Source organism: Clostridium sp. KNHs214, assembly GCF_000744935.1.
Lineage (GTDB): Bacteria > Bacillota > Clostridia > Clostridiales > Clostridiaceae > Haloimpatiens.
In genome coordinates this window covers 520,764-542,041 of the sequence record NZ_JQMW01000009.1, presented here as the reverse complement: position 1 = coordinate 542,041, position 21,278 = coordinate 520,764, and the positions used below count along the sequence as shown (strand labels likewise).

Below are 21,278 nucleotides of genomic sequence, written 5' to 3'. Positions count from 1 at the left end.
TTTAATATATATTAAAATAATAATTAGTGAAGATTTAAATTCTTTCTAAATATTATAAACATAAATTCCCTTTAATTTAAAATTATAAATTTTAAATTTAAAATATTCTTGCATAATCTTGACATAAAAAAACCATTATTATATTATGATATTATGTGTAATTGTGAACTAGCGCTATTTTATTATTAAAGGGTATCATTCAGAGGTATCCCTATGGCATTTATGCCTTTCGTCCTCAAGGATGAGAGGTTTTTATTTTATAGTAGCAGTCCTCAAAAGATTAAAATAAATTTTAATACATAGGAGTGAAATATATGAGTACTAAAAGAGTTAGAACAAGATTCGCCCCAAGTCCAACGGGTAGAATGCACGTAGGTAATTTAAGAACAGCTTTATATGCCTATCTAATTGCAAAACATGAAGATGGTGATTTTATATTGAGAATTGAAGATACAGATCAAGAGAGATTTGTAGAAGGTGCTGTAGACATTATATATAACACCTTAAAACTAACTGGCCTTAAACATGATGAAGGTCCAGATATAGGCGGTCCTGTAGGACCTTACGTTCAAAGTGAAAGAAGAAATATTTATTTAGAATATGCTAAACAATTAATAGAAAAGGGAGAGGCTTATTACTGTTTCTGCTCAAAGGATAGATTAGATATGCTTAGAAAAAATGCAGAAGCTCTAAAGAGACCTTTTAAATATGATAAACACTGTATGGGCCTTTCAAAAGAAGAAATTGAAGAAAACCTAAAAAAAGGTCTTCCTTATGTTATAAGACAAAATAACCCAACAGAAGGTCAAACTGTATTTGATGATGAAATTTACGGAAAAATTGCAGTGGATAACTCTGAATTAGATGATATGATACTTATTAAATCAGACGGACTTCCAACATACAATTTTGCAAATGTGGTTGACGACCATTTAATGGGCATTACACACGTAGTTAGAGGTAATGAGTACCTTTCATCTACGCCAAAATACAACCGTCTCTACAAAGCTTTTGGATGGGATATTCCAACTTATGTACACTGCCCATTAATAACTAATGAAGAACATCAAAAATTAAGTAAGAGAAGTGGTCATTCTTCTTTCGAAGATTTATTAGAAAATGGTTATTTAAAAGATACTGTTATAAACTTCGTAGCACTTCTTGGCTGGAACCCCGGCGACAACCAAGAAATATTCTCTTTAGAAGAATTAGCTAAAGCTTTTGACTATAGAAATATAAATAAAGCTCCAGCAGTATTTGATACTAAAAAACTTAGATGGATGAATGGAGAATATATTAAAAAACTATCTATAGAAGAGTTCCACAATACAGCCCTTCCTTACTATAAGGAAGTAATATTTAATGAAAATATAGATTTAATGAAAATAAGTGAGCTACTTCATACAAGAACAGAAGTATTGACTGAAATACCTGGAATGATTAAATTCTTCCAAGAGTTACCTGATTATGATATAGCTATATATACTCATAAAAAAATGAAAACAAACCCTGAAAACTCTTTAGAAAATTTACAAAAGGTTCTTCCAATATTAGAAGCTTTAGAGGATTGGTCTTTAGATTCAATACACAACACTGTATTCTCTCTAATAAAAGAGTTAGAAATCAAAAATGGTCAAATGCTATGGCCTATAAGAACAGCTCTATCAGGTGAGCAATTCACACCAGGTGGTGCTTTCGAGTTAGCTGATATACTTGGGAAAGAAGAATCTTTAAGAAGAATAAAAATAGGAATAGAAAAACTTTCATAAAAAAATATGGCTGTTGCACTAAGACTAAATCCTACGATATATTGTGTTAACTTTAAACTTGCAGAACAATATATTGCATGTGAATTATTTAATGCGACAGCCCCTTTTTTTATTCCTTAGCACACTAGCAAACTAAAAAATACCAATTTATTAATTTCTCTCCCCAAAGCATAACTATCACCGCTGCCACTGCTATAAATGGTACAAAAGCCACTGGATCTTTTCTCCCTTTCTTTTTAGTGACTAACAATATAGCTCCTATTGCACCGCCTACTATAAAGGAAAGAACCATTAATAATAAGGATTTCTTTATACCTAAAAATAAGCCACACATGAACATTATCTCCACATCACCCCAGCCCATACCCTTAGTTAAGAAAGCTATTATTGCAATTATTGCAGCTGGAATTAACCCTCCCAAAATATAATCCTTTAAAATATATCCATAAGGTATGGTTATAGCTTTATACATAAAAATCTCTATAATAATAAATATAATTCCACCTAATATGCCAACTAGAGAATTGGAAAAATAAACTTCCTGAGTATCATAATCTATCATGCCAATAATTAAAATACAACTAAATAAAAATATATATTTAATGGTCAAAATAGAGTATCCATAAACCACATATATACTAAGCCATATTAATGCGGTAAATAATTCAATCATAGGATACCTTATAGATATCTTTTCCCTGCAGTATCGACATCTGCCCTTCAAAAATAAATAACTTATCACTGGTACTAAATCGAAAGGCTTAAGTTTATTACCACAATTAGTACAATGAGAAGGTGGAAATGCAATAGATTCTTCTATAGGAATTCTATATATGCAAACATTAAAAAAGCTTCCAAACAATAAGCCTAAAATGAAAATTAAAATATAGTTCATTAATCCGTCCTCCAATAACTTATCCATAAACTTATCAGTGGTTATCACATATAAATACAATTAAAATATTTCATGTAAAAGCCATGAAATGAATTTTATGCTTATTTATAATATGATTAAACCACAAAAGGTACAATGCGGTGGAATTATCATAATATATAATATCCTATAGGATTATCCCATAGGATATTATATATTTAGTCTAAATCTGGTAATGGTTGTATAGTTATATTTAGTGGCTTATTTAGCTTTTGATTATTATCTATAGTACAAACAGCATCATTTATCATAGTTACATTATTAGATGAATTTTTTAGTTTAGGGCATACTTTATAGGACATAATGTATTCTCCTGGCTGAAGTTTCAAGTTTGTAAAAGTTATTATGGTTTTTTGTCCATGTTTTTCAACTTTTAGCCCTGCGCAATTATTTAATATATTTTCTAGTGGTGTTTCCTTTAGAATTTCATTTTCTATTCCGTAAATAAATATATCTTTTTTATCTACTAATATTTGTTCCCCATTGTTCAAATTACTTTCATCGCTATTTACAACTATATCCATAGAAAAGACTTCATATACATTAGATTCTATTTTAACTCCAAAATTAGACTTTATTTTATTTGCCACTGCTACACCTGAGCTTTCCCCGATACCTGTGTTTTTTAGAAATAAGCCGTGATTTATTATGGAAATCACACTGCTATAAGATTTTATTTCCACACTATTTAAACCTTGAAAAAACTCCTCTTTACCCTCATCATATACATCCTTATAAATTAATTTTGATTTGTTTTTCAAATCTATTTTTCCTGAAGCTATTCCTTTTACTTTAATATTAAAATCTATTTTTTCTGCCACATATTGTCCATTTTTTAAACTGTACTTTACATTATTCAAGCTTCCTATTATTTTACCATCTTGGTACTGAAATCCCTTAGGAATTTCCACTGGCTCTAATCCAGGTGGTAATTGGAATTCAAATCTTAAATTTTTAAGAGTCAAATCTGCATTTATATCTTCTGCTATTTTAGAATAAACATCTTTTATATCCTCTGCCTTTAAAGCTTGTTTTATATTAAAATTAGGTAACTCACCATTTTTCTTTTTATATTTTGCAAACTCTTTATTTACTGATTTTAAAATTTTATCTCTATTATTACCAGTTATATTCCTTGTTATATTATCCAAATTATAGTAACCATACTCAGATGCAATGCTTTGTAGTTGTTCTAAAGGTGAATCCTTGGAAAACCCTAATAAATAATTATTTATATTTGGTGAATTCTTAGCTATATTATTAGCTGCAGTAATAGCATAATCTTTAGCTTCTGATAATATTCTATTATTTGTGTATTTTGCTGAATTACCATTTTCTCTCCAAGCTGCAGTTTCTAGATATTCATTTGCCTCCGGCACTCCATCTGTAAGCATAACTAAATACTGTTCGTGGGTTTTTGAATCATCTTTTTGATAACTTTTTAATATATCTTGTCCTTCTTCTAAAGCAGCACCAATATTAGTACTTTCCATTGGCGTTAAACTACTTATCCATTTTTTTGCCTTCTCGATAATACTATTATTAATACTTTTATCTAAACCTAATTCTATAGTTGGATATTTTCTATTAATATCCGAAGAAAAATTGTTTAGTACTATGTTTACTCCTTCACTATAGGATTTATCCTTAAAACTGTCTAGAAATTTATATAATGCTTCTTTAACTATATCCAATCTAGATTTATCAAAATTAAATTTTTTATAGTAATTTTGAATTTTTTCTATTATTTTTATTATTTGCTCATCAGTTCTAACCCATCTGTAATACCATTGCTTATACCACCATGAATATTTATTGGGATTATTCAAAAGATTAAAGTTATCAACTACCTCTCTATCATTAGCAAACCTTATATCCTTTTCTTCTAAAAATCTAATATCCTCTAAAACTTGTTTTGCCTCACTATCACCATAATTATTTTTTTCTAAAAAACTTTTGAAATCTCTTATATTCTTAATTTTACTCATTTTATTTCCATACCAATCTATATTGATTTCATTTCCATATAAATCCCAATCCATACTTCCAGAAGTATCCACCATCAAAACCACATCCTTAGGTTTTGAAACTAAACCACTTACCTCGCTACTTTTTATTTTTCTTGGGATTATAGAATAATTTAAATTAAATTCTTCATTTAATTTATACTCTTTCTTTTCACTTTTTTGCGTTAAAGTTAATAAATCTTTAAGTGTGTTATCTTTTATTTGTATTTTCAGTGAACAATCTAAATCTATAGTTATTCTTTCTGTATTTCCTCCATCTTTTACATTACAAGTTAACTTCGTATCTTTACTTGCAGGTACTTCTTGCTCTTCCTTTATAATCAAACCATCCTTTAATCTTATATTATAAACAATTGTTATTTTTTGAAAGTTGTTTTGAAGTTTCCTAAAATCACCTATTACCATATTAGTCTCATGGTCAAAACTTATTTCCCCCTTAGATGAGTCATTAGGATATTCAATGGCTAAAGTTTTAGGAACTATTTCAAAATACTCATAATTTATTTTATCTTCAAATATAAAATCTTGAAATTTAGTTTTATTATTGTTTTTTTCCAAATTCAATGTAACAGTTACCTTAAATTCTTGTGGATTGGTTCCTTGTAAAGCTTCTGCTTTTTTATCATAATTTAATTTACTAGTTAATTCTTCCCCATAGGAACCTTTACCATTACCTTTTGAAAAAACTTCATGAGAAGGTAAAAACAAACTTAAAGTAAATAATATTAAAGCAAATAGAGCAAATAATCTTTTTTTCAAAATCTTCACTCCCTTCCTTTTAATTTTAGTTTCTAAAATATATTTCTGTTTCCACTACCTTTTTTAAATCGTTCCCTCTTCCTGCAGCTAGCTGAAATTTAACATACATACCTTTAGTTCCTTGAAAATAGCCCTCATTTCCTGCTGGTTTTATTAGGAGTTTTTCTACATCTTCTGCTATTAAAATCCCAGTATGTGCATCATCAGTACTCATGTATAATTTATTTTCCTTTAGATAAAATTTATAATATTTATTTTCTTCAAATACATTATCTATTTTTATGCTTTTAATTGAAATATCATAATTATTTTCTTCTTCACTACTTTCATCATCATAAGAATATACAGTTACATCATTTTCATCAACCACCTGCAATACCTTACTACATTGCATAGCTTTTTCCGTTATTTTTTCTATAGCCTTATCTCCTTCTTCTTGCAAATTTATTTCCGCTTCTGTGCTGCTGTAACTTTTATAATTTGTATTGAAGAAAGTGTACAAAATTGAAAGGACTATTATAAATATAGCAGTGGTTATTAAAGTTTCTATAAGAGTAAAACCCTTTTTCTTCATATAAACACCTAATTTCTATTTAAGTATCTTCCACTTTGAAACCTTTATTATTTTTTCTCTAATAAATACATTTTCCTTGTTCCATGTAGGATTTATATTCACATAAAAATATTCAGCATTTTCCTCTTCAGGAAACATATTTTTAAACTCATTATAATTATCCGCTATAAGCTTTTTTACTAAAGCTTCATTATAAGTTATCTTACACTTCTGCGATAGATTTAAGTTTCCTGTAACTATTATAGTTCCTGTAAACTCTATATCCTCATCAATATTTAAGTCTCCCTTAACAATAAGTATTCCTTTTTTAAAATCTTTATCTTTAGACAAAGAATAATCCCCTTGAACTACTAATATTCTGCTGCCATCCTTATAGCGCTTGTCCATTGACTTAAAATTTTCCTTATAATAATATAAGTTTTTCAACCTCTCACTCTGAATGGTTACATCATTATAATCCTTTAGTTCCTGACCCATATTAAGCACTTCAGTTATATATGCTTTTTTAGCCTCTATAACCTTCTCTTCCCCAGAAACATTATAGCTTCCTGCTCCAACCTCTCCATTAGAAACTACTGCCCCTGCAGTGAAATATCCTCCAAGCTTAACCTTATTAAGAATAGATTGGCTTTCTTTATATTCATCTTTGCCTTTATACTGATTATGGTATTTCTGAAAATACTCACTTTTATCCTTAGAAGTTAATTTATTTCCATCCATAAAACTATCTGCCAATGCCAATGGATTATAGTACTTAAACTGCACATCTTTTAAGTTTCTATTTTCATTAGATGTGTATGCATCCTTAAGAGGATATGTATATGCTAAATAATTTCCCTTTATAGATAGAGACTCACCTGTTTGATATATGGGAGAAGTTTTAATATAAGATGTTCCTAAAATATATGCTGTTCCCCCTACGTTAAGTCTCACATCATTTTCTTTCCCATCTCTTATATCCTCTGAATTGATTATAATAGAACTAGAACTATCCGGTGTATCAGCATTTTGGCCATCTTCTAGTCCATAATAATCTCCTTCTATAAATGCCTTACAGCTTTCCCCATTAATTTCTAGATCATCCTTTGTATATACACTACCATTAAATTTTTCATTTTTAGTAACATTCAGCTCAGCTCCATAAACATTTTTATTCAATATCACATTTCTACCATATATATTGCCCGACACATTATTTTTAGAAGAATTATTTATAATAAAATCCTCAAAGGCGCTTAATTTACCTTGTGTATTCAATTTCCCATTTTCTTTAATTTCTAAATTCTTTCCTACATAAACATCCCCTGCTAGGATGGCTGGAGCCTTAACATTCATATTTTCCTCCACATTTATTGCCTTTGACCATACAGCATTATTTTGAATTTTAACAGTGTTAGAACCTATTTTACTTCCACTGTATTTAGGTATACCTATAGTAAAATTACAACTTACAGCTTTTACGATACCCTTATGATTAAAATCTGATTGGAGATTTAAATCTAAACTGTTTTTTAAACTATCATTTAAAAAATCATCTATATGTGTTTCTATTTCATCTTTATTTTCTACTGTAACCACAGGTATATCCTGTTCTTTTTTGGTTTTTCCTATAATAGCTTTATACTCTTCTGCATCCTCTAAATCTTCTAATAGGGATATTTTCCCCTTCTTATCTCCTGAAGTATTTTCTTTTAATAACGCCATTTTATATTTTTCTTTAAATACCCTATCTTGCTCTTTAAATAATTCTCCTGTATTTAAACTAAAATCCTTATTTATATAAGGGCTTGAGCCTTCCTCCTTTGCTTTAATCAATTCCTTTTCAATAAAATTCTGCATATATTTTTCTACTTGGTCATTTGCTTCTTTTACAGCCCTTTTTACATGTTCATTTACTATACTATAAGCTATATCCAATCCTGATTCTGCTCCATAAAGATTTCCCTTAATATCACTTTTTAAATACCTGGTATTATTAGTGGATAGTGCTAATGTGAACATAGCCGTACCAAATACAAAAAGTATGGACATTATTATTAGCACCATGTACAGAGTAGAGCCCTTTTTCTTTTTTAACATATGTTCACCTCCATCAATACCTTTTGTATCCTTCTAATGTTTGAAGAATTTCTTCATTACCTTTAAAATTCTTTTTACTTACAGTTATGTTCACCTTAAATAAATTTCCATAAGTCTCTTCACCATTTTCATTGTAATTAGAAATATAATTTATCTTTCCTAAGCTACTATTTATATTATAAAATTCCTGTGAATCCATATATAAATTCAGTTCACCTTGGTAATTTTTTATATCCAAATTAATTTTATTATCACTAGTATTATATAACCCTATATTTAAAACTTGTAAATCATTAATATTATCTTCCACTTTAATTGTATTATCTCTGCCCTCATTTGTATCTATCTCAAAAATAATTCCATCGTTTTTTTTCTGTATAACTAATTTCTCAGATTCATCAAATAAACTTCCTATTTCATTCAATAAAGTTTTTTCTTCTCCACTTTTTTTATAAACTTTTACGCCATCTTCTATTTCCAATATATATTGAAATTTAACCTTTTCTATCTTTTCCTCTTGTTTTAAGGATTCTATTTTATATTTAACTAAATATTTTTTGCCACCTCTTGTTACTTCCTTTGAAATACCCTCTGAGGCTTCTTCAGCATCCAATTTGCTGATTTTAAATTCTGGAGATTTTATCTTTTCCATATACTCTTGCGCTATAATCAAAGCTTGCTGTTTTTCTTTAGATTTTTCACCTAAATTTACAGTAGATAATCCCATGGATAAAAAGGGGGTAATTATTATGCCTAGTATGGCTAAACTTATAATTACTTCAATTAATGTAAGTCCACTTTTCTTTTTCATTGCCCTTTTCATGTATAATCTCCCCAATCTATCTGTTCCTTTTATCATTATAAAAAAACTTCATATAAAACTAAAAACTTTATTTGAATGTGCCTTATCTTATATTAATATTGCCACCTTCTTTTATAATGTTAACTCTTGGGGCAACTCTATCGTCATTTTCCACCACTATATTTAAATTCAAATTTGTTTTGTTATTAACCTTAAAGTTAACTCCAGCCATATCGCCATTAGATTTTCTTGGATTTGAATATACTTTTATACTTATTTCATTTCCTTGAGGTTTTAATTTTGAACCAGCCTCGTAACTCATTGGATACTTATCTCTTGAGGTTTTATATCTATAGTAATATTGTCCCGATTTTTTCCAAAGCTCCATAGATACCTGTTCTACATCATTTTTATCTCCATACACATAGGTTTTTTCATTCTTATCCTTTGCTTCTCCTAGTATAATCGTTGGTAAATCAGAGGTTTCTGCCCTTACACTCATTAAAAAATCATACACTTCTTTTTTAGGCTCACTTACAGTATCTTTAGCAATTACTCCCCCCGCAAAAGGATCATTCTTACCATGAGGCACATCAAAATCATATGGAATATATTCATCTACATTAAATTGAGGAATTCCATAAATATCTAATGTTAAAATTCCCGATAAGTTATTTCCATCTGAAGTATTTATGTCTATTTTAGATATTATTATTTTCTTGCTAAAACCTTCAACTGATTTTATAAAATTCATTAAAGATGGATGATTCCCCTTAAAATTTATATTAATACTCATTTTTTCTGCTTGTCCACTTGGACCTTTTTTATTTTCTATAGTTGCTTTTTTATTATTTACTTTATTGTTTTCTTCTCCATTAATTTCATTATATTTTTGTACTAAACCCGTTAACTCATTAGAATTTAAGGCTTTATCTTCTTTTCTTTTTTTATTATCCTTATTATCTTCTCCTGACAAATTAACTAATTTGGACTCCGTAAAATTTATTACATTACCTGTTAAGTTTGAATCATTTAAGAGCTTATTTATAGCTATTATTATTCTCTCCTGCTCTATTTCAGGAAAAATCATTCTAACATCTTCCATTATTTTAGAATTGACCTTTTTTATATCACTTTTTATTTTAGGTTGCCTAGCTATTTTATTTTTTATTTTGGAAACTTTTTCTTCGTAATTAGCCTTTTTAATCATTAAATCATTGATTTGTCTGTTTTGTTTTGCAAGAATCAATTTATAATATAAAAGTCCTAAACATAAAACTACTAAAACACTTAAAAGTAATTGCTCCCTTTTACTTATTTTCATTAATACCCACATCCTTTAATGTGCATTTTAAATTAAAAATATATTTTCCACCCTTCGACTGGTTTATATTAGATACAAATATATTTTTAAATAAATTTGTTTCTTTTAAATTATATTGAAACTCAGCGATATCTTGTCTCTTACTTCCTTCTGCTTGTATTTGAATATTGTTATTATCCATATTTACGCTCTTAAAATACACATTCTTAGGTACTGAAGTATAAATATTATTTATTAGATAACTGTTTATATTTCCAGAACTCTCTATAAACTCAGCAATGGGAGAAACCTTTTGCTTATATTTTTCCAAAATCTTTAATTTTTCTTGCTCCCTTTCAGCATCCTCTAGTTTTTTACTATTTTCCTTGGAATTTATGTAACTTTTCATAGTTTGAATCTCTTTATTTAATTTAGCATTCTTCATTAATTTATATCCTGATATTAAAACCATAATAAAAACTAAAACTCCTGCTGTAGCTAATATATAATTTTTTTTATTGTTTTTTTTCTTTTCATCATAGGATTCTATTTGGAAAAAGTTAAAGTCTTTCATTTTAACCCCCCATTTAAAGTCTAATAGCCGCACCAGCAGCATTTAGATAGTCTATTATATTTTCTTGATGCTTGTCCATATTAAAATTAGGCATATTTTTTATAAAATTCACTGGAATACCTAAACTTTTACTCATATACTCTTCTATCCCTGTTAACTTTGCTCCTCCACCATATATAAATATCTCTTCTATTGTATCCCCTAAGTTTTTCTTTCTATAATATTGTATTATTTTATCTATTTCTATAACAAGATTGTCTGTCCAATCTCTTCCAATATTACTTACAAGTTCCTTTAAAGATCCCTTCTCCATTTCCTTGCTTACATTTAAAAGATTTAATTTCTTTTCTTCTCCCTCTTCCTCGGATATAAATAAGTTTTTTGATATATCCACATCTATATATGAACTGCCAATAGATATAAGCCTTGAAAATTCTACATTATAATTTTTAAGCACATTTATCTCACTGTACTCGCTTCCTATATCTATAAATGCAATGGATTTTCCTTTCTCATATTCTTTTCCATTAATATTACATGTTGAATAAAAAAGTTTGCATATACTATTGCTATTTATGTCTAATGCCAAGGGTGTAAATTTTAATTCCTTGCATAAAGCCAAATATCCCTGTACAATACTTTTGGGGTATGCAACTACATTTACTCTAGATTTTTCCACATTATTTTCCGTAAAGTTACCAATTATTTTATGTTGAATTATATAATCCTCCGACATTATAGGAAGATATCTTTCTATTTGAAACTTTATTAAGGCTTCCATATCCTTTTCATCTGCAGCAGGTACCAAAATTTCTCTTGTTATAATGGAAGTACTTTTTGATGTAAATACTGCCTTTTTAGTTTTGATACTTCTAAGTTCCAAATTCTTTTCTAAAAACTCTTTAATCTTTCCAATATCAGTTATTTCACCATCACTATAAGAATTTTCTGGTGTTCTTATAGAAAAAACATTGTTTACACAGATATTTTTCTTATTTACTTTTAAATCTAATATTTTTATGTTTTTTGCTCCTATGTCTATGGATAAAATGTTATTTGTGAACATGGTTTAACCTCCATTTTTTAATAGGTTAAAGGATAGGGGCAAAATTTATTTTCTAGCCCCCAAGTCCCAATAAGTAATTTCTTAAATGCTATAAAATTAATGTCTTTACCTATAAATAGTATTATGGTAAAGTTACCACTAATGTTCTAATTGAAAATTTCTACTTATTTATAAGGGCTTCCTTCTGTTGAATCCCCTTTAGCCTTATCTTCAGGATAAACTATATATTTTTTTTCTCCTCCTGCTTTAATTGTTACATTTCCGTCCTTATCAATATCAACATAAAACTTTCCATTAGTTGCTTTAGGTTCAGGTACACTTTGAAGTTGCTCCTTTATCTTCCCACTTAATGCATCTTCAACCTCACCATCATTAACCTCGGCTATTGTTGAACTATCCTCTTTAGTTAGAGCTACTGCTGCAGCATTAGCTATAGTCTTAGCACTAGCTTTATCCGCATTTATTTTTGCTTCCTTCTGAGCACCGGTAAACTTAGGTATAGCAATTAATGCTATTATTCCTATAATAGCAATTACTATTATAAGTTCTATTAATGTAAAGCCTTTCTTTTTTGATTTTTTTAAATTTTTTGTTATCTCCATATGAGATACCTCCTTATTTATTATTTTTATTGTTCTTATAAGAAATCATCCAAAGTCTTACTGTTCTTCCCTCTTTCTCTTATAAAGATATGAGTTTTTAACTGTAAGGCATGAGATAACTCTTTTTATTGGCTTTATGACTTTTTTATGTTGGTATAGTTCTAAATACATCAAACATTGGGAGCATCATGGATATAACTATAAATCCAATTATTAAACCCATTATTAAAATCATTAAAGGTTCCATCATGGCTGTCATTCTCTTTAGAGCTGCATCTAGCTCCTCATCATAAAAATTTGCGGTTTTGTCCAATATGTCATCTAGCGCTCCTGATTCTTCCCCTATGTTTATCATAGATATTAGCATTGGAGGGAATAACTTAATTTCTCTTATGGAATCTGATAGATTTTCTCCCTTAACTACTCTGGTTTTCACATCTTCCATTCTATTTTCTACCACTTTATTTCCTAAAACTTTAGCAGTGATTTCTATGGATTGAACCAAAGGTATACCACTGTATAGCAATGTTGACAATGTTCTTGTAAATCTAGCAGTTATTATCTTGGTGTTCATATCTTTAGTTAGTGGATTCGTTAATTTTAAACTATGAAAAAACAGTTTACCATTTTCACTTTTTGAATAAGTCTTTACCAAAAAAATAGCTACTACAATTATCAATATTATCATATACCAATTTTTCCTTATGCCTGAACTTATGGCTAAGGAAATTCTAGTTGGAAGCGGCAGTTGGAGTCCACTACCTTGAAACATTTCTATAAATATTGGCATTATGAAAGCTACTAAAAAAATTACTATACCTATGGACAATACCCCTAGTATTACGGGATAAACCATAGCATTTTTTATTTTATTGTTTATCTTGTTTTCTCTTTCATAATGAGCTGCCATTCTTTCCATAATTAAATCTAACTTACCACTGGTCTCTCCAGTCTCCACCATATTTACTAGAAGTTCTGGAAATATCTCTGGTTGTTTTTTTAAGGCCTCAGATAAAGTTATACCCTTTTGTATATCTTCGTATACCTGTTTAAGAGCTTCCCTCATTAAAACATTGGAACTTTGCATTTTTAAGGTATCTATACATGTAGCTATATTAGCTCCTGCATTTATCATAGTGTGAAATTGCCTACAGAAAATGTATAAATCTCTAGTTTTTACTTTTTTAAGGCTTTGCAGCACATCTTTTTCACTTATTTCAGATATTTCTTCTATGCTTATAGGATAATAATTATTATCCTGGATCATTGCCAATACTTCGTTTTTGTTAGCACCCTTGAAACTTCCTTCTAATTTTTCACCTTCATTATTCATTACCTTATATTTGTAGTTAGGCATACACACACCTCTTTTTCTTTAATCTTTCAAAAAGCTTATATTTAAAAGCTCATCTACAGTGGTTCTCCCCTGCAAAACTAATTCTTTGCATGAATTTTTTAAAGTTTTCATTCCTTTTTCTATGCTGATTTCTCTTAACCCTTCTACATCAATGCTTTTAACCACATATTCCCTATGTTCTTTTGTTATTTCCATAATTTCATATACTCCAACTCTTCCCATATATCCGCTACCATTACAATAGGTACAGCCTGTCCCTCTAAATATTTGTAAATTTTCTTGCTCTTTAACTCCTAGAATATTTTTTTCTAAAACATTAGCTTTATACTTTTGTTTACAATGTGGGCATATTTTTCTTACAAGCCTTTGTGATATTACTCCTGATAAAGAACTGGCCACTAGATATGGTTCAATACCCATATCTATAAGTCTTATAACAGATGATGGAGCATCATTAGTATGTATTGTGCTGAGCATTAAATGGCCTGTTATAGATGCCCTAATGGATATTTCCGCAGTTTCTTTATCCCTTATTTCTCCTATCATAACTATGTCTGGATCTTGCCTTAATATGGATCTAAGAGATGAAGCAAAGGTAAGTCCTACTTTTGGATTTACATTTACTTGATTTACCCCTTCCAACATATACTCTACTGGATCCTCTACAGTTATTATGTTTTTGCCACTATTATTTATTTCATTCAATAAAGCATACAGTGTAGTGGACTTACCACTTCCAGTAGGCCCTGTAACTAGTATAATTCCATAGGGACTGTTTATCATTCTTTCCACTTTTTCTATATCCTCTAAGCACATGCCTAACTGTTCCTTATGTATTAAAAAATTGCTTCTATCTAGTATTCTAAGCACTGCCTTTTCACCGTAAACTGTAGGTAAAGTAGATACTCTAAGATCTATAGGCTTCTCCTCAATTATAGTTAAAATTCTCCCATCTTGGGGTATTCTCTTTTCCGCAATATTCAAGTCTGCTAATATTTTTATACGAGTAATTAAAGCATTAAAAATGTCTCTGTTATACTTAAAAACCTCTTGAAGTATTCCATCCACTCTATATCTTATCCTTACATATTCTTCAAAAGGCTCTATATGTATGTCACTAGCCTTCATCTTTACTGCATTATTTATAACAGAATCAACTAGTCTAACTGCTGGCGCATTCTTTATATCATCTATTTTCATAGTATCTTCTTGTGTTTTTTGGAAAATATTTTGCTGTTTAGACAAGTCTTCTGCGGCTTTTTTAATATATTGACTAGAATAATACTTATTTATTGCTTTCTTTATTTCCTCATCACCAGCTATATATGGCTCTACTTCCCGGGTGGATGATAACCTTACATCGTCTATAGCAAATATGTTTAATGGGTCGGACATAGCAACTTTTATCTTTTCATTATCAATGCCAATGGGAATAAGATTGTATTTTAATGCTATGCTTTCTGGCACCATTTTTGTAAATTTTTCATCTATACTAATAGAATCTATATATACCCTAGTAATTCCAAGTTGCTCTTCTAATGTATTTATTATGTCTTCCTCGGTTACTATATTTTTTTCTATAAGTATTTCACCTAATCTTTTACCAGTACCCTTTTGCTTTTCCAATGCCAATTTAAGTTGTTCTGAATTTATTTTATTTTGTTGTAAAAGTAAGTCTCCTAGTTTTTTCCTCATTTTTCCTCCCATTTACATACATTTTTAACTTAATTTTCATATTAATTCTATTATATTAGACTTAATAACACTTTTCAATATGAGTATACTCTTAAATGAATTAAATATTTGCAACAAAAAAAAGACCTTTGTAATCAAAGGCCGGTTGCACTATAAACTCCACATATACAAAGTGCCCACATAAGTACATGCTTCCTAGTTTCCTTTTAAATATGTCCAAACATATTTATATGAATTTTTAATAATTATCTATTTTACTTAGCTCTTTTTATTTTTTGCCATTTTACACGTAACTTTTCTTTAATTTCCATATTTACTCTATTATATTAAACTATATTATACTTTTCAATAGTAATATGAATTTTAGTCATATTAAAAAAAGCTTTTATGTTTTCGACATTTTCTGTACATATTTATTTAAAAATTTTTTATAACCAAAAAGACTTAAATACAACTATAAATTTAAACTATAGTCGTATTTAAGTCCTCTATACGCTACTACTCTTCTGATGTTTTAATGTATTTCTGCCAATTTAAGCATATTTGAAATAAACTAACCACATCTTGCTCATTATAAAGAAGTATTTTTTCCTTTTTTTCCTGAGGCATTCTATATATATAATCACTATCTCTAACTATTTTATTAAAAGTTTTAGCTAAGTTTTGTCCACCTATAACTTCTGTTTCTCTGTTTATATTAAATTCCTTTTCCAAATTTTTAAGCCCTATGCCGGAACCAGTTTTCTTTTCATATTCCTTTTGCAAATCTATTTCCTTAAAGTTTTCCCTTATATTAAATTCAATATTATTTTTCTTAAACAAATAATCTATTACAGTAAAATCATTATTCCCTGCAAAAGTAACTATATATTTTTTATTTAGTAAGCTCTTCATTTTAATAAAATATTTTTCCGCAATATAAAGTACATCTTCTGCATCTCTCTTATTTTCTATCATATATTGATTTACTACTAATTCTTCTCTTACCTCATCATAATAGCTGCACCCAAACACACCTACACATATGGGCTTTTTATTCACACAATGCTCTAAATCAAAAAATAACGCCTTCTTATAAAAGTCTTTTTCATATTCTATAGGCAAAAGAAACCTTGCGCTCTTTACGGATATTTTTTCTCTATTTTCTCTTAAAATCATTCTACCACTCTTTCTACTAATGCTATATTCTCTCCTGTCATATTATAAACTACATCTTTTCTTTCCACTATTATATTTGCTCTTTTCTTTATTTCACTGCTATTTAACACTTTCATAATTAATTCCTTTGTTGGATTTATGCATACAGGATATCCTACTAGCTGAAACATAGAGAAATCTCCCGAAGTATCTCCATAAGCATAGCTTTCATTTAAATCTATATTGTATTTTTTCACAAAGTCCATTATTGCCTCTTTTTTACTAATACTATCCCACATAGGCGTAACTTCTCCAGTATATATATCATCTTTTATGGTATATACTGCGCCTCTATAATCATGAAATCCATGTTTTGAAGCCATTTCCCTCACTAATTCTACAGGACTCCCTGATATAGTTATAATTTTATGACCTTTTTCTTTGTGCCATTTTATCCTATCTCTAGTGTAAGTATACACTCTATCTCCCTTTTGTTCCACTACCTTTTTGGCTATAAATTCAATTTGAGATTTATGCATTCCCTTTATAGCCTCTATATATATGCTTGCTACTTTTAATAAATAATTATCGTAATTTCCTCTTCTGTTATCCCACTTCAAATATTCTGGTCTTACTTCATTATACCATTTTTCTGGTTTTATTATTTCGTATTTTACCAACTTTTTAAAAACCTCTGATATTAAACCCTCTCTATATAACGTTCCGTCTATGTCAAAAAAAGCTGCTATATTTTTTTCCATGCCTATCACCTCTTATAAATTATTTTTACCATAGATTTTAAAAAAATTATAAATTAGCTATTATATATTCTCTTATATTACTTAATTGTACTAAAGAAAGCAAATAAAATTCGCAACCTAATAAAAAAATATTATCCTGTTGACTTCTAACCCACTTAACTTGACACAAACACCAAAATGACGGTTTGTTCTCAACCTTCATTAAAAATGATATAAAATCCCCTTCATTAAGCTTAATGATGCTTTTAAAACATATTCCTGTTTCAGATATGTTTATAGCGCTTAAAATAGGTTTCCTTCCATCAAAGTTTTTGTATATGCTTTCATTGTTTACTAGTGGATAATATAATTCTTGTTTAAAATCTACTCTTATATATTTTCTCTTTTCATAAGAATTTTTATTAATAAAATTACCGTTCATGCTCTTCCCCCCACTAATTTATTGCCATACTTATTATTATAATATGGTATTGACAAAAAATGAAGTTAATGATAATATTTCATTGAGAACTATTTTCATTCGCATTTACCTAATGGCTACTTACCTATTGATTTTATCTTTTATGTAAGTGAAAAATAACGGTATATATGCTTATGGGTAGCTCTTATAAAAATTATTGAGGAGGTCTCAATATGTGCTTATGTGATTTAAAGCCTGGTAAAACAGCTTATATTAATAATATTAGTGGAAATGAAAAACTTACAAAGAGACTTTTAGCTTTAGGTTGTATAGAGGGAACTGAAGTAATTTTAAAAAGAACTGCTCCTTTAGGTGATCCCCTAGTAATTAACTTTAGAGGTTTTGACTTAGCTATAAGAAAAAATGATGCTAAAAATATAATAATTAAGGAGGGCTAAGAGCCTAATGTTTACTGCAGCTTTAGTAGGTAACCCAAATGTAGGAAAAACTACTCTTTTTAATACATTAACCGGTTCGAACCAATATGTAGGCAATTGGGCTGGGGTTACTGTAGAAAAAAAAGAGGGTTTTTTAGACTCTAATTTTAAAATTGTAGATTTACCTGGAATATATGCTATGGATACTTTTTCTAATGAGGAAAAGGTATCAAAGGATTTTTTATTAAATGGAAATGTGGACGTTATTATAAATATAGTAGATGCTTCAAATTTAAATAGAAACTTATATCTAACTACTCAATTGAAGGAATTTAACATACCAATAATACTGGTTTTAAATATGATTGATGTAGCTGAGTCTAAGGGAATAGAAATAAATTATTCTACCCTTTCCGAAGAACTAGGTGTTATGGTAATACCTATATCTGCCTCTAAAAATAAAGGATTATCTGAGGTAAAAAATGCTCTTTTAGAATCCAGTTTTAAAAATTATATTTCGAATTCAAACTTTAATTTTAGCAGTGAAAAAGAAGCTTATGTTTATATAGAAACTGTTTTGAATAAATGTATTAAAAGCACATTTAATAATACTGAAACTATATCAGAAAAAATTGACAAGGTGCTACTTCACAAGTTTTTATCCTATCCAATTTTTCTGATTATATTTTTCTTTATATTTAAATTTACATTTAGTTGGGTTGGACAACCTTTATCTGATTTACTTGACGACGGACTAAACAAAATTTTAATTCCCAAACTAGGTTCTTTATTGTCTAATTCAAGTCCATGGTTTAAATCATTATTATTAGACGGTATTGTGTCTGGTGTAGGCTCTGTTGTAGTATTTTTACCAATTATATTGGCCTTATTCATAGGCATATCCTTCTTAGAAGATAGTGGTTATATGGCAAGAGCTGCTTTTATAATGGATAAGTTTATGAGAGCCATGGGGCTTTCTGGAAAAGCATTTATACCTCTTGTAGTAGGTTTTGGATGTTCTGTACCAGGCATTATGTCTGCTAGAACCCTTGAAAGCGAAAAGGATAGAAAATTAACTGCTCTTCTAGTTCCTTTAATGTCCTGCAATGCTAGATTACCAGTATATGCTCTTATGTCTTCAATCTTTTTTCCAGGTAAACAGACGGCGGTTATATTCACATTATATTTCATAGGAATTTTTCTATCCTTTGTAATTGGACTTCTATTTAAAAATACTTTATTTAAAAAAGATGAAGAACCTTTTTTAATCGAGTTGCCTGAATATAAAATGCCTGAACTTAAAAATCTATTTAATCACACTTGGGACAAGGGTAAAGGCTTTCTAAAAAAAGCCGGCACCATAATCTTTTCCATTTCTATTGTAGTTTGGCTTTTATCTAACTTCAATTTTAATGGAATGACAGATATAAATAGCAGTTTCTTAGCTGCCATAGGTAGATTTTTATCACCTATATTTAAACCTCTTGGCTTTGGAACTTGGGAAACCTCAGTTTCACTACTTACTGGACTTATGGCTAAAGAGGTGATTGTAGGCAGTATGGGTGTAATATACGGTGGTGATTTAGCTACTATATTGCCTTCATATTTCACTCCACTATCCGCCTTCAGCTTTTTAGTGTTTGTACTTCTATATACACCTTGTATTTCGACTGTGGCTGTAATGAGAAAAGAGTACGGAAAAAAAATGGCTATATTTTCAGTTTTGTACCAAATTTCATTAGCATGGATTATTTCATTTTTAGTATTTAATGTAGGCAAACTATTCTTTTAACTTTGATGCTTTATATTATATAAAGTATAGTTTCTAATGAGTATTTATCCATATACCATTAATAGTTGTTTAAAACTATTAATTTGGATTATACTAAAATTGTAACCTATAAATGAGGTGTTTTTATGGAAATATTAATAACATTAATACTAGTTTCCGCAGCTTTCTATTTCTTATATAAAAACATAAGAAATAAGACAAAGGGAAAATGTGACTGTAGTTCCTGCTCTTCTCACTGTCCTTATTATAAAAACAAGCATAAAGAACAAACTGAGAAAGAGCATAAAGAATAACTATAAAGCCAGAGTTGGTCTCTAAATTTATTTTAGTAACCTTCTCTGGCTTTTAATATATATTATTTAGTATGTTAAATATGTCTTTTTTATCCACCTTGCCATTATTTAGCATGTTTATTATTTTATATGCTTGCTTCTTTTTCATTCTGTGAAAATTACAGTCTATTGAGATTTCATTTTTATTCAAAAGGAACTTTAAATAATCTATCTGCCTACTATTCACCAAATTATTTCTTATTAAACTTGTATCTTCATCTATTCTATATACCAAATTGAATAAATATGGTAAATCCAAAACATCCTCATAATTGTGAAGAAGTATTATATCTCTTATTTTTTCATTTCCAGTATTTAAAAATCTATTATACATGTGAACACTTTCTTCACCCGTAATACTATCTTTACGCTGTATACCCACAAATTTTTCTACAGTTTTTAGATTGCATCTATTTATACCTAACTGTTCATAGTATGGTCTTATTATTCTGTATAAATCTATATGATAAATAGGAACCTTAAAATTTATAAAATACTTGTCCATTCTATTTGTAATAAATGGCTCATCAAATGCAATGCCGTTATATGAACACCATCTGTTAAATTTCTCTGCCTCTTCTTTAAATTTTACCAGTATATTATTTTCTTCGCTCAATTGTTCTGCAAAATACTGCTTTATTTTAAAACTATCATTTCCTGTAAAATAACCTAAGGATATCAACATTATACAATCCTTATCCTTATCAAAACCTGTGGTTTCTATATCATAATAGCACATATCCAACATACTATACCTTGCTAATATGCTCTTATTTATATGAACTTTGCTTTCGTACTCCCTAATAATCATAAATAACTCCTTAAAATTCTTGTAAAATAATTTCAAAATTTATTTATACAGTGGCCACCTACCGTAA

General features: G+C 28.8%; 19 protein-coding genes and 1 riboswitch. Of the genes, 4 read left to right on the top strand and 15 right to left on the bottom strand.

Features of this window, described 5'->3' with window-relative positions; translation table 11 throughout:
• The first annotated feature begins 314 nt into the window (after window positions 1-314).
• Window positions 315-1,769: a glutamate--tRNA ligase gene (gene gltX / locus CC89_RS04945; protein ID WP_035289740.1), complete on the top strand. Its 1,455-nt coding sequence runs from the start codon at window positions 315-317 to the stop codon at window positions 1,767-1,769.
• A 124-nt stretch (window positions 1,770-1,893) separates the two neighbouring features.
• On the opposite strand, the gene CC89_RS04940 is transcribed toward gltX, so the two are convergent.
• From CC89_RS04940 to CC89_RS04875, 14 genes are all read right to left on the bottom strand, one after another.
• Window positions 1,894-2,664, bottom strand: a complete 771-nt coding sequence (locus tag CC89_RS04940; RefSeq protein ID WP_035289737.1) for a prepilin peptidase — start codon at window positions 2,662-2,664, stop codon at window positions 1,894-1,896.
• A gap of 197 nt (window positions 2,665-2,861) precedes the next feature.
• Window positions 2,862-5,489 carry a vWA domain-containing protein gene (locus CC89_RS04935; protein ID WP_035289734.1) on the bottom strand — a complete coding sequence of 876 codons (2,628 nt, stop codon included), beginning with the start codon at window positions 5,487-5,489 and terminating at the stop codon, window positions 2,862-2,864.
• A gap of 25 nt (window positions 5,490-5,514) precedes the next feature.
• Window positions 5,515-6,063 carry a PilW family protein gene (locus CC89_RS04930; protein ID WP_035289731.1) on the bottom strand — a complete coding sequence of 183 codons (549 nt, stop codon included), beginning with the start codon at window positions 6,061-6,063 and terminating at the stop codon, window positions 5,515-5,517.
• A gap of 15 nt (window positions 6,064-6,078) precedes the next feature.
• Entirely contained in the window at window positions 6,079-8,142 is a 2,064-nt protein-coding gene (locus tag CC89_RS04925; RefSeq protein WP_035289729.1) for a DUF2572 family protein, read from the bottom strand.
• 13 nt (window positions 8,143-8,155) lie between these two features.
• Window positions 8,156-8,965, bottom strand: a complete 810-nt coding sequence (locus tag CC89_RS04920; RefSeq protein WP_035289726.1) for a type IV pilus modification PilV family protein — start codon at window positions 8,963-8,965, stop codon at window positions 8,156-8,158.
• 82 nt (window positions 8,966-9,047) lie between these two features.
• On the bottom strand, window positions 9,048-10,268 hold the full coding sequence (locus CC89_RS04915) for a hypothetical protein (protein WP_035289725.1): 1,221 nt from the start codon (window positions 10,266-10,268) through the stop codon (window positions 9,048-9,050).
• The gene (locus CC89_RS04910) at window positions 10,255-10,821 is read right to left on the bottom strand and encodes a PilN domain-containing protein (protein WP_035289724.1); all 567 of its coding nucleotides are present in this window, start codon (window positions 10,819-10,821) and stop codon (window positions 10,255-10,257) included. Before CC89_RS04910 ends, CC89_RS04915 begins: the two co-directional genes overlap by 14 nt.
• A gap of 13 nt (window positions 10,822-10,834) precedes the next feature.
• Window positions 10,835-11,887, bottom strand: coding sequence for a type IV pilus assembly protein PilM (gene pilM, locus CC89_RS04905; protein WP_035289723.1), 1,053 nt, complete (start codon window positions 11,885-11,887; stop codon window positions 10,835-10,837).
• Window positions 11,888-12,051: 164 nt separating this feature from the next.
• Window positions 12,052-12,489 (bottom strand): prepilin-type N-terminal cleavage/methylation domain-containing protein, encoded by a 438-nt coding sequence (locus tag CC89_RS04900; protein ID WP_035289721.1) that lies wholly within the window; start codon window positions 12,487-12,489, stop codon window positions 12,052-12,054.
• 145 nt (window positions 12,490-12,634) lie between these two features.
• A complete protein-coding gene (locus CC89_RS04895) occupies window positions 12,635-13,846 on the bottom strand; it encodes a type II secretion system F family protein (RefSeq protein WP_035289719.1) in 1,212 nt (403 codons plus the stop codon).
• A gap of 18 nt (window positions 13,847-13,864) precedes the next feature.
• Window positions 13,865-15,541, bottom strand: coding sequence for a GspE/PulE family protein (locus CC89_RS04890; protein WP_185750677.1), 1,677 nt, complete (start codon window positions 15,539-15,541; stop codon window positions 13,865-13,867).
• Between the two features lie 131 nt (window positions 15,542-15,672).
• A riboswitch (cyclic di-GMP riboswitch) is annotated at window positions 15,673-15,754 on the bottom strand.
• Window positions 15,755-16,039: 285 nt separating this feature from the next.
• Entirely contained in the window at window positions 16,040-16,699 is a 660-nt protein-coding gene (locus CC89_RS04885; protein WP_035289714.1) for a ribonuclease H-like domain-containing protein, read from the bottom strand.
• Window positions 16,696-17,439, bottom strand: a complete 744-nt coding sequence (locus CC89_RS04880) for an HAD-IB family hydrolase (RefSeq protein ID WP_035289711.1) — start codon at window positions 17,437-17,439, stop codon at window positions 16,696-16,698. The genes CC89_RS04885 and CC89_RS04880 overlap by 4 nt, the downstream gene beginning before the upstream one ends.
• 46 nt (window positions 17,440-17,485) lie before the next feature.
• Window positions 17,486-17,860, bottom strand: coding sequence for a PilZ domain-containing protein (locus CC89_RS04875; RefSeq protein WP_035289708.1), 375 nt, complete (start codon window positions 17,858-17,860; stop codon window positions 17,486-17,488).
• Between the two features lie 212 nt (window positions 17,861-18,072).
• Between CC89_RS04875 and CC89_RS04870 the strand changes: the two genes are divergently transcribed.
• The 3 genes from CC89_RS04870 (at window position 18,073) to CC89_RS19860 (ending at window position 20,361) form a co-directional block, all read left to right on the top strand.
• Entirely contained in the window at window positions 18,073-18,297 is a 225-nt protein-coding gene (locus CC89_RS04870) for a FeoA family protein (protein ID WP_035289705.1), read from the top strand.
• Between the two features lie 7 nt (window positions 18,298-18,304).
• Complete coding sequence (gene feoB / locus CC89_RS04865) at window positions 18,305-20,068, top strand: ferrous iron transport protein B (RefSeq protein ID WP_035289702.1); 1,764 nt, start codon at window positions 18,305-18,307, stop codon at window positions 20,066-20,068.
• 125 nt (window positions 20,069-20,193) lie between these two features.
• Window positions 20,194-20,361, top strand: coding sequence for a FeoB-associated Cys-rich membrane protein (locus tag CC89_RS19860; RefSeq protein ID WP_081896967.1), 168 nt, complete (start codon window positions 20,194-20,196; stop codon window positions 20,359-20,361).
• A gap of 52 nt (window positions 20,362-20,413) precedes the next feature.
• Here the strand turns inward: CC89_RS19860 and CC89_RS04860 are convergent, their stop codons facing one another.
• A complete protein-coding gene (locus CC89_RS04860; protein WP_035289699.1) occupies window positions 20,414-21,211 on the bottom strand; it encodes a ribonuclease H-like domain-containing protein in 798 nt (265 codons plus the stop codon).
• Between the last annotated feature and the right edge of the window lie 67 nt (window positions 21,212-21,278).

Coding starts and splice junctions, on each gene's coding strand:
- gltX (WP_035289740.1), top strand. CDS start 315: ATGAGTACTAAAAGAGTTAGAACAAGATTCGCCCCAAGTCCAACGGGT.
- CC89_RS04940 (WP_035289737.1), bottom strand. CDS start 2,664: ATGAACTATATTTTAATTTTCATTTTAGGCTTATTGTTTGGAAGCTTT.
- CC89_RS04930 (WP_035289731.1), bottom strand. CDS start 6,063: ATGAAGAAAAAGGGTTTTACTCTTATAGAAACTTTAATAACCACTGCT.
- CC89_RS04925 (WP_035289729.1), bottom strand. CDS start 8,142: ATGTTAAAAAAGAAAAAGGGCTCTACTCTGTACATGGTGCTAATAATA.
- CC89_RS04920 (WP_035289726.1), bottom strand. CDS start 8,965: ATGAAAAGGGCAATGAAAAAGAAAAGTGGACTTACATTAATTGAAGTA.
- CC89_RS04915 (WP_035289725.1), bottom strand. CDS start 10,268: ATGAAAATAAGTAAAAGGGAGCAATTACTTTTAAGTGTTTTAGTAGTT.
- CC89_RS04910 (WP_035289724.1), bottom strand. CDS start 10,821: ATGAAAGACTTTAACTTTTTCCAAATAGAATCCTATGATGAAAAGAAA.
- pilM (WP_035289723.1), bottom strand. CDS start 11,887: ATGTTCACAAATAACATTTTATCCATAGACATAGGAGCAAAAAACATA.
- CC89_RS04900 (WP_035289721.1), bottom strand. CDS start 12,489: ATGGAGATAACAAAAAATTTAAAAAAATCAAAAAAGAAAGGCTTTACA.
- CC89_RS04895 (WP_035289719.1), bottom strand. CDS start 13,846: ATGCCTAACTACAAATATAAGGTAATGAATAATGAAGGTGAAAAATTA.
- CC89_RS04890 (WP_185750677.1), bottom strand. CDS start 15,541: ATGAGGAAAAAACTAGGAGACTTACTTTTACAACAAAATAAAATAAAT.
- CC89_RS04885 (WP_035289714.1), bottom strand. CDS start 16,699: ATGATTTTAAGAGAAAATAGAGAAAAAATATCCGTAAAGAGCGCAAGG.
- CC89_RS04880 (WP_035289711.1), bottom strand. CDS start 17,439: ATGGAAAAAAATATAGCAGCTTTTTTTGACATAGACGGAACGTTATAT.
- CC89_RS04875 (WP_035289708.1), bottom strand. CDS start 17,860: ATGAACGGTAATTTTATTAATAAAAATTCTTATGAAAAGAGAAAATAT.
- CC89_RS04870 (WP_035289705.1), top strand. CDS start 18,073: ATGTGCTTATGTGATTTAAAGCCTGGTAAAACAGCTTATATTAATAAT.
- feoB (WP_035289702.1), top strand. CDS start 18,305: ATGTTTACTGCAGCTTTAGTAGGTAACCCAAATGTAGGAAAAACTACT.
- CC89_RS19860 (WP_081896967.1), top strand. CDS start 20,194: ATGGAAATATTAATAACATTAATACTAGTTTCCGCAGCTTTCTATTTC.
- CC89_RS04860 (WP_035289699.1), bottom strand. CDS start 21,211: ATGATTATTAGGGAGTACGAAAGCAAAGTTCATATAAATAAGAGCATA.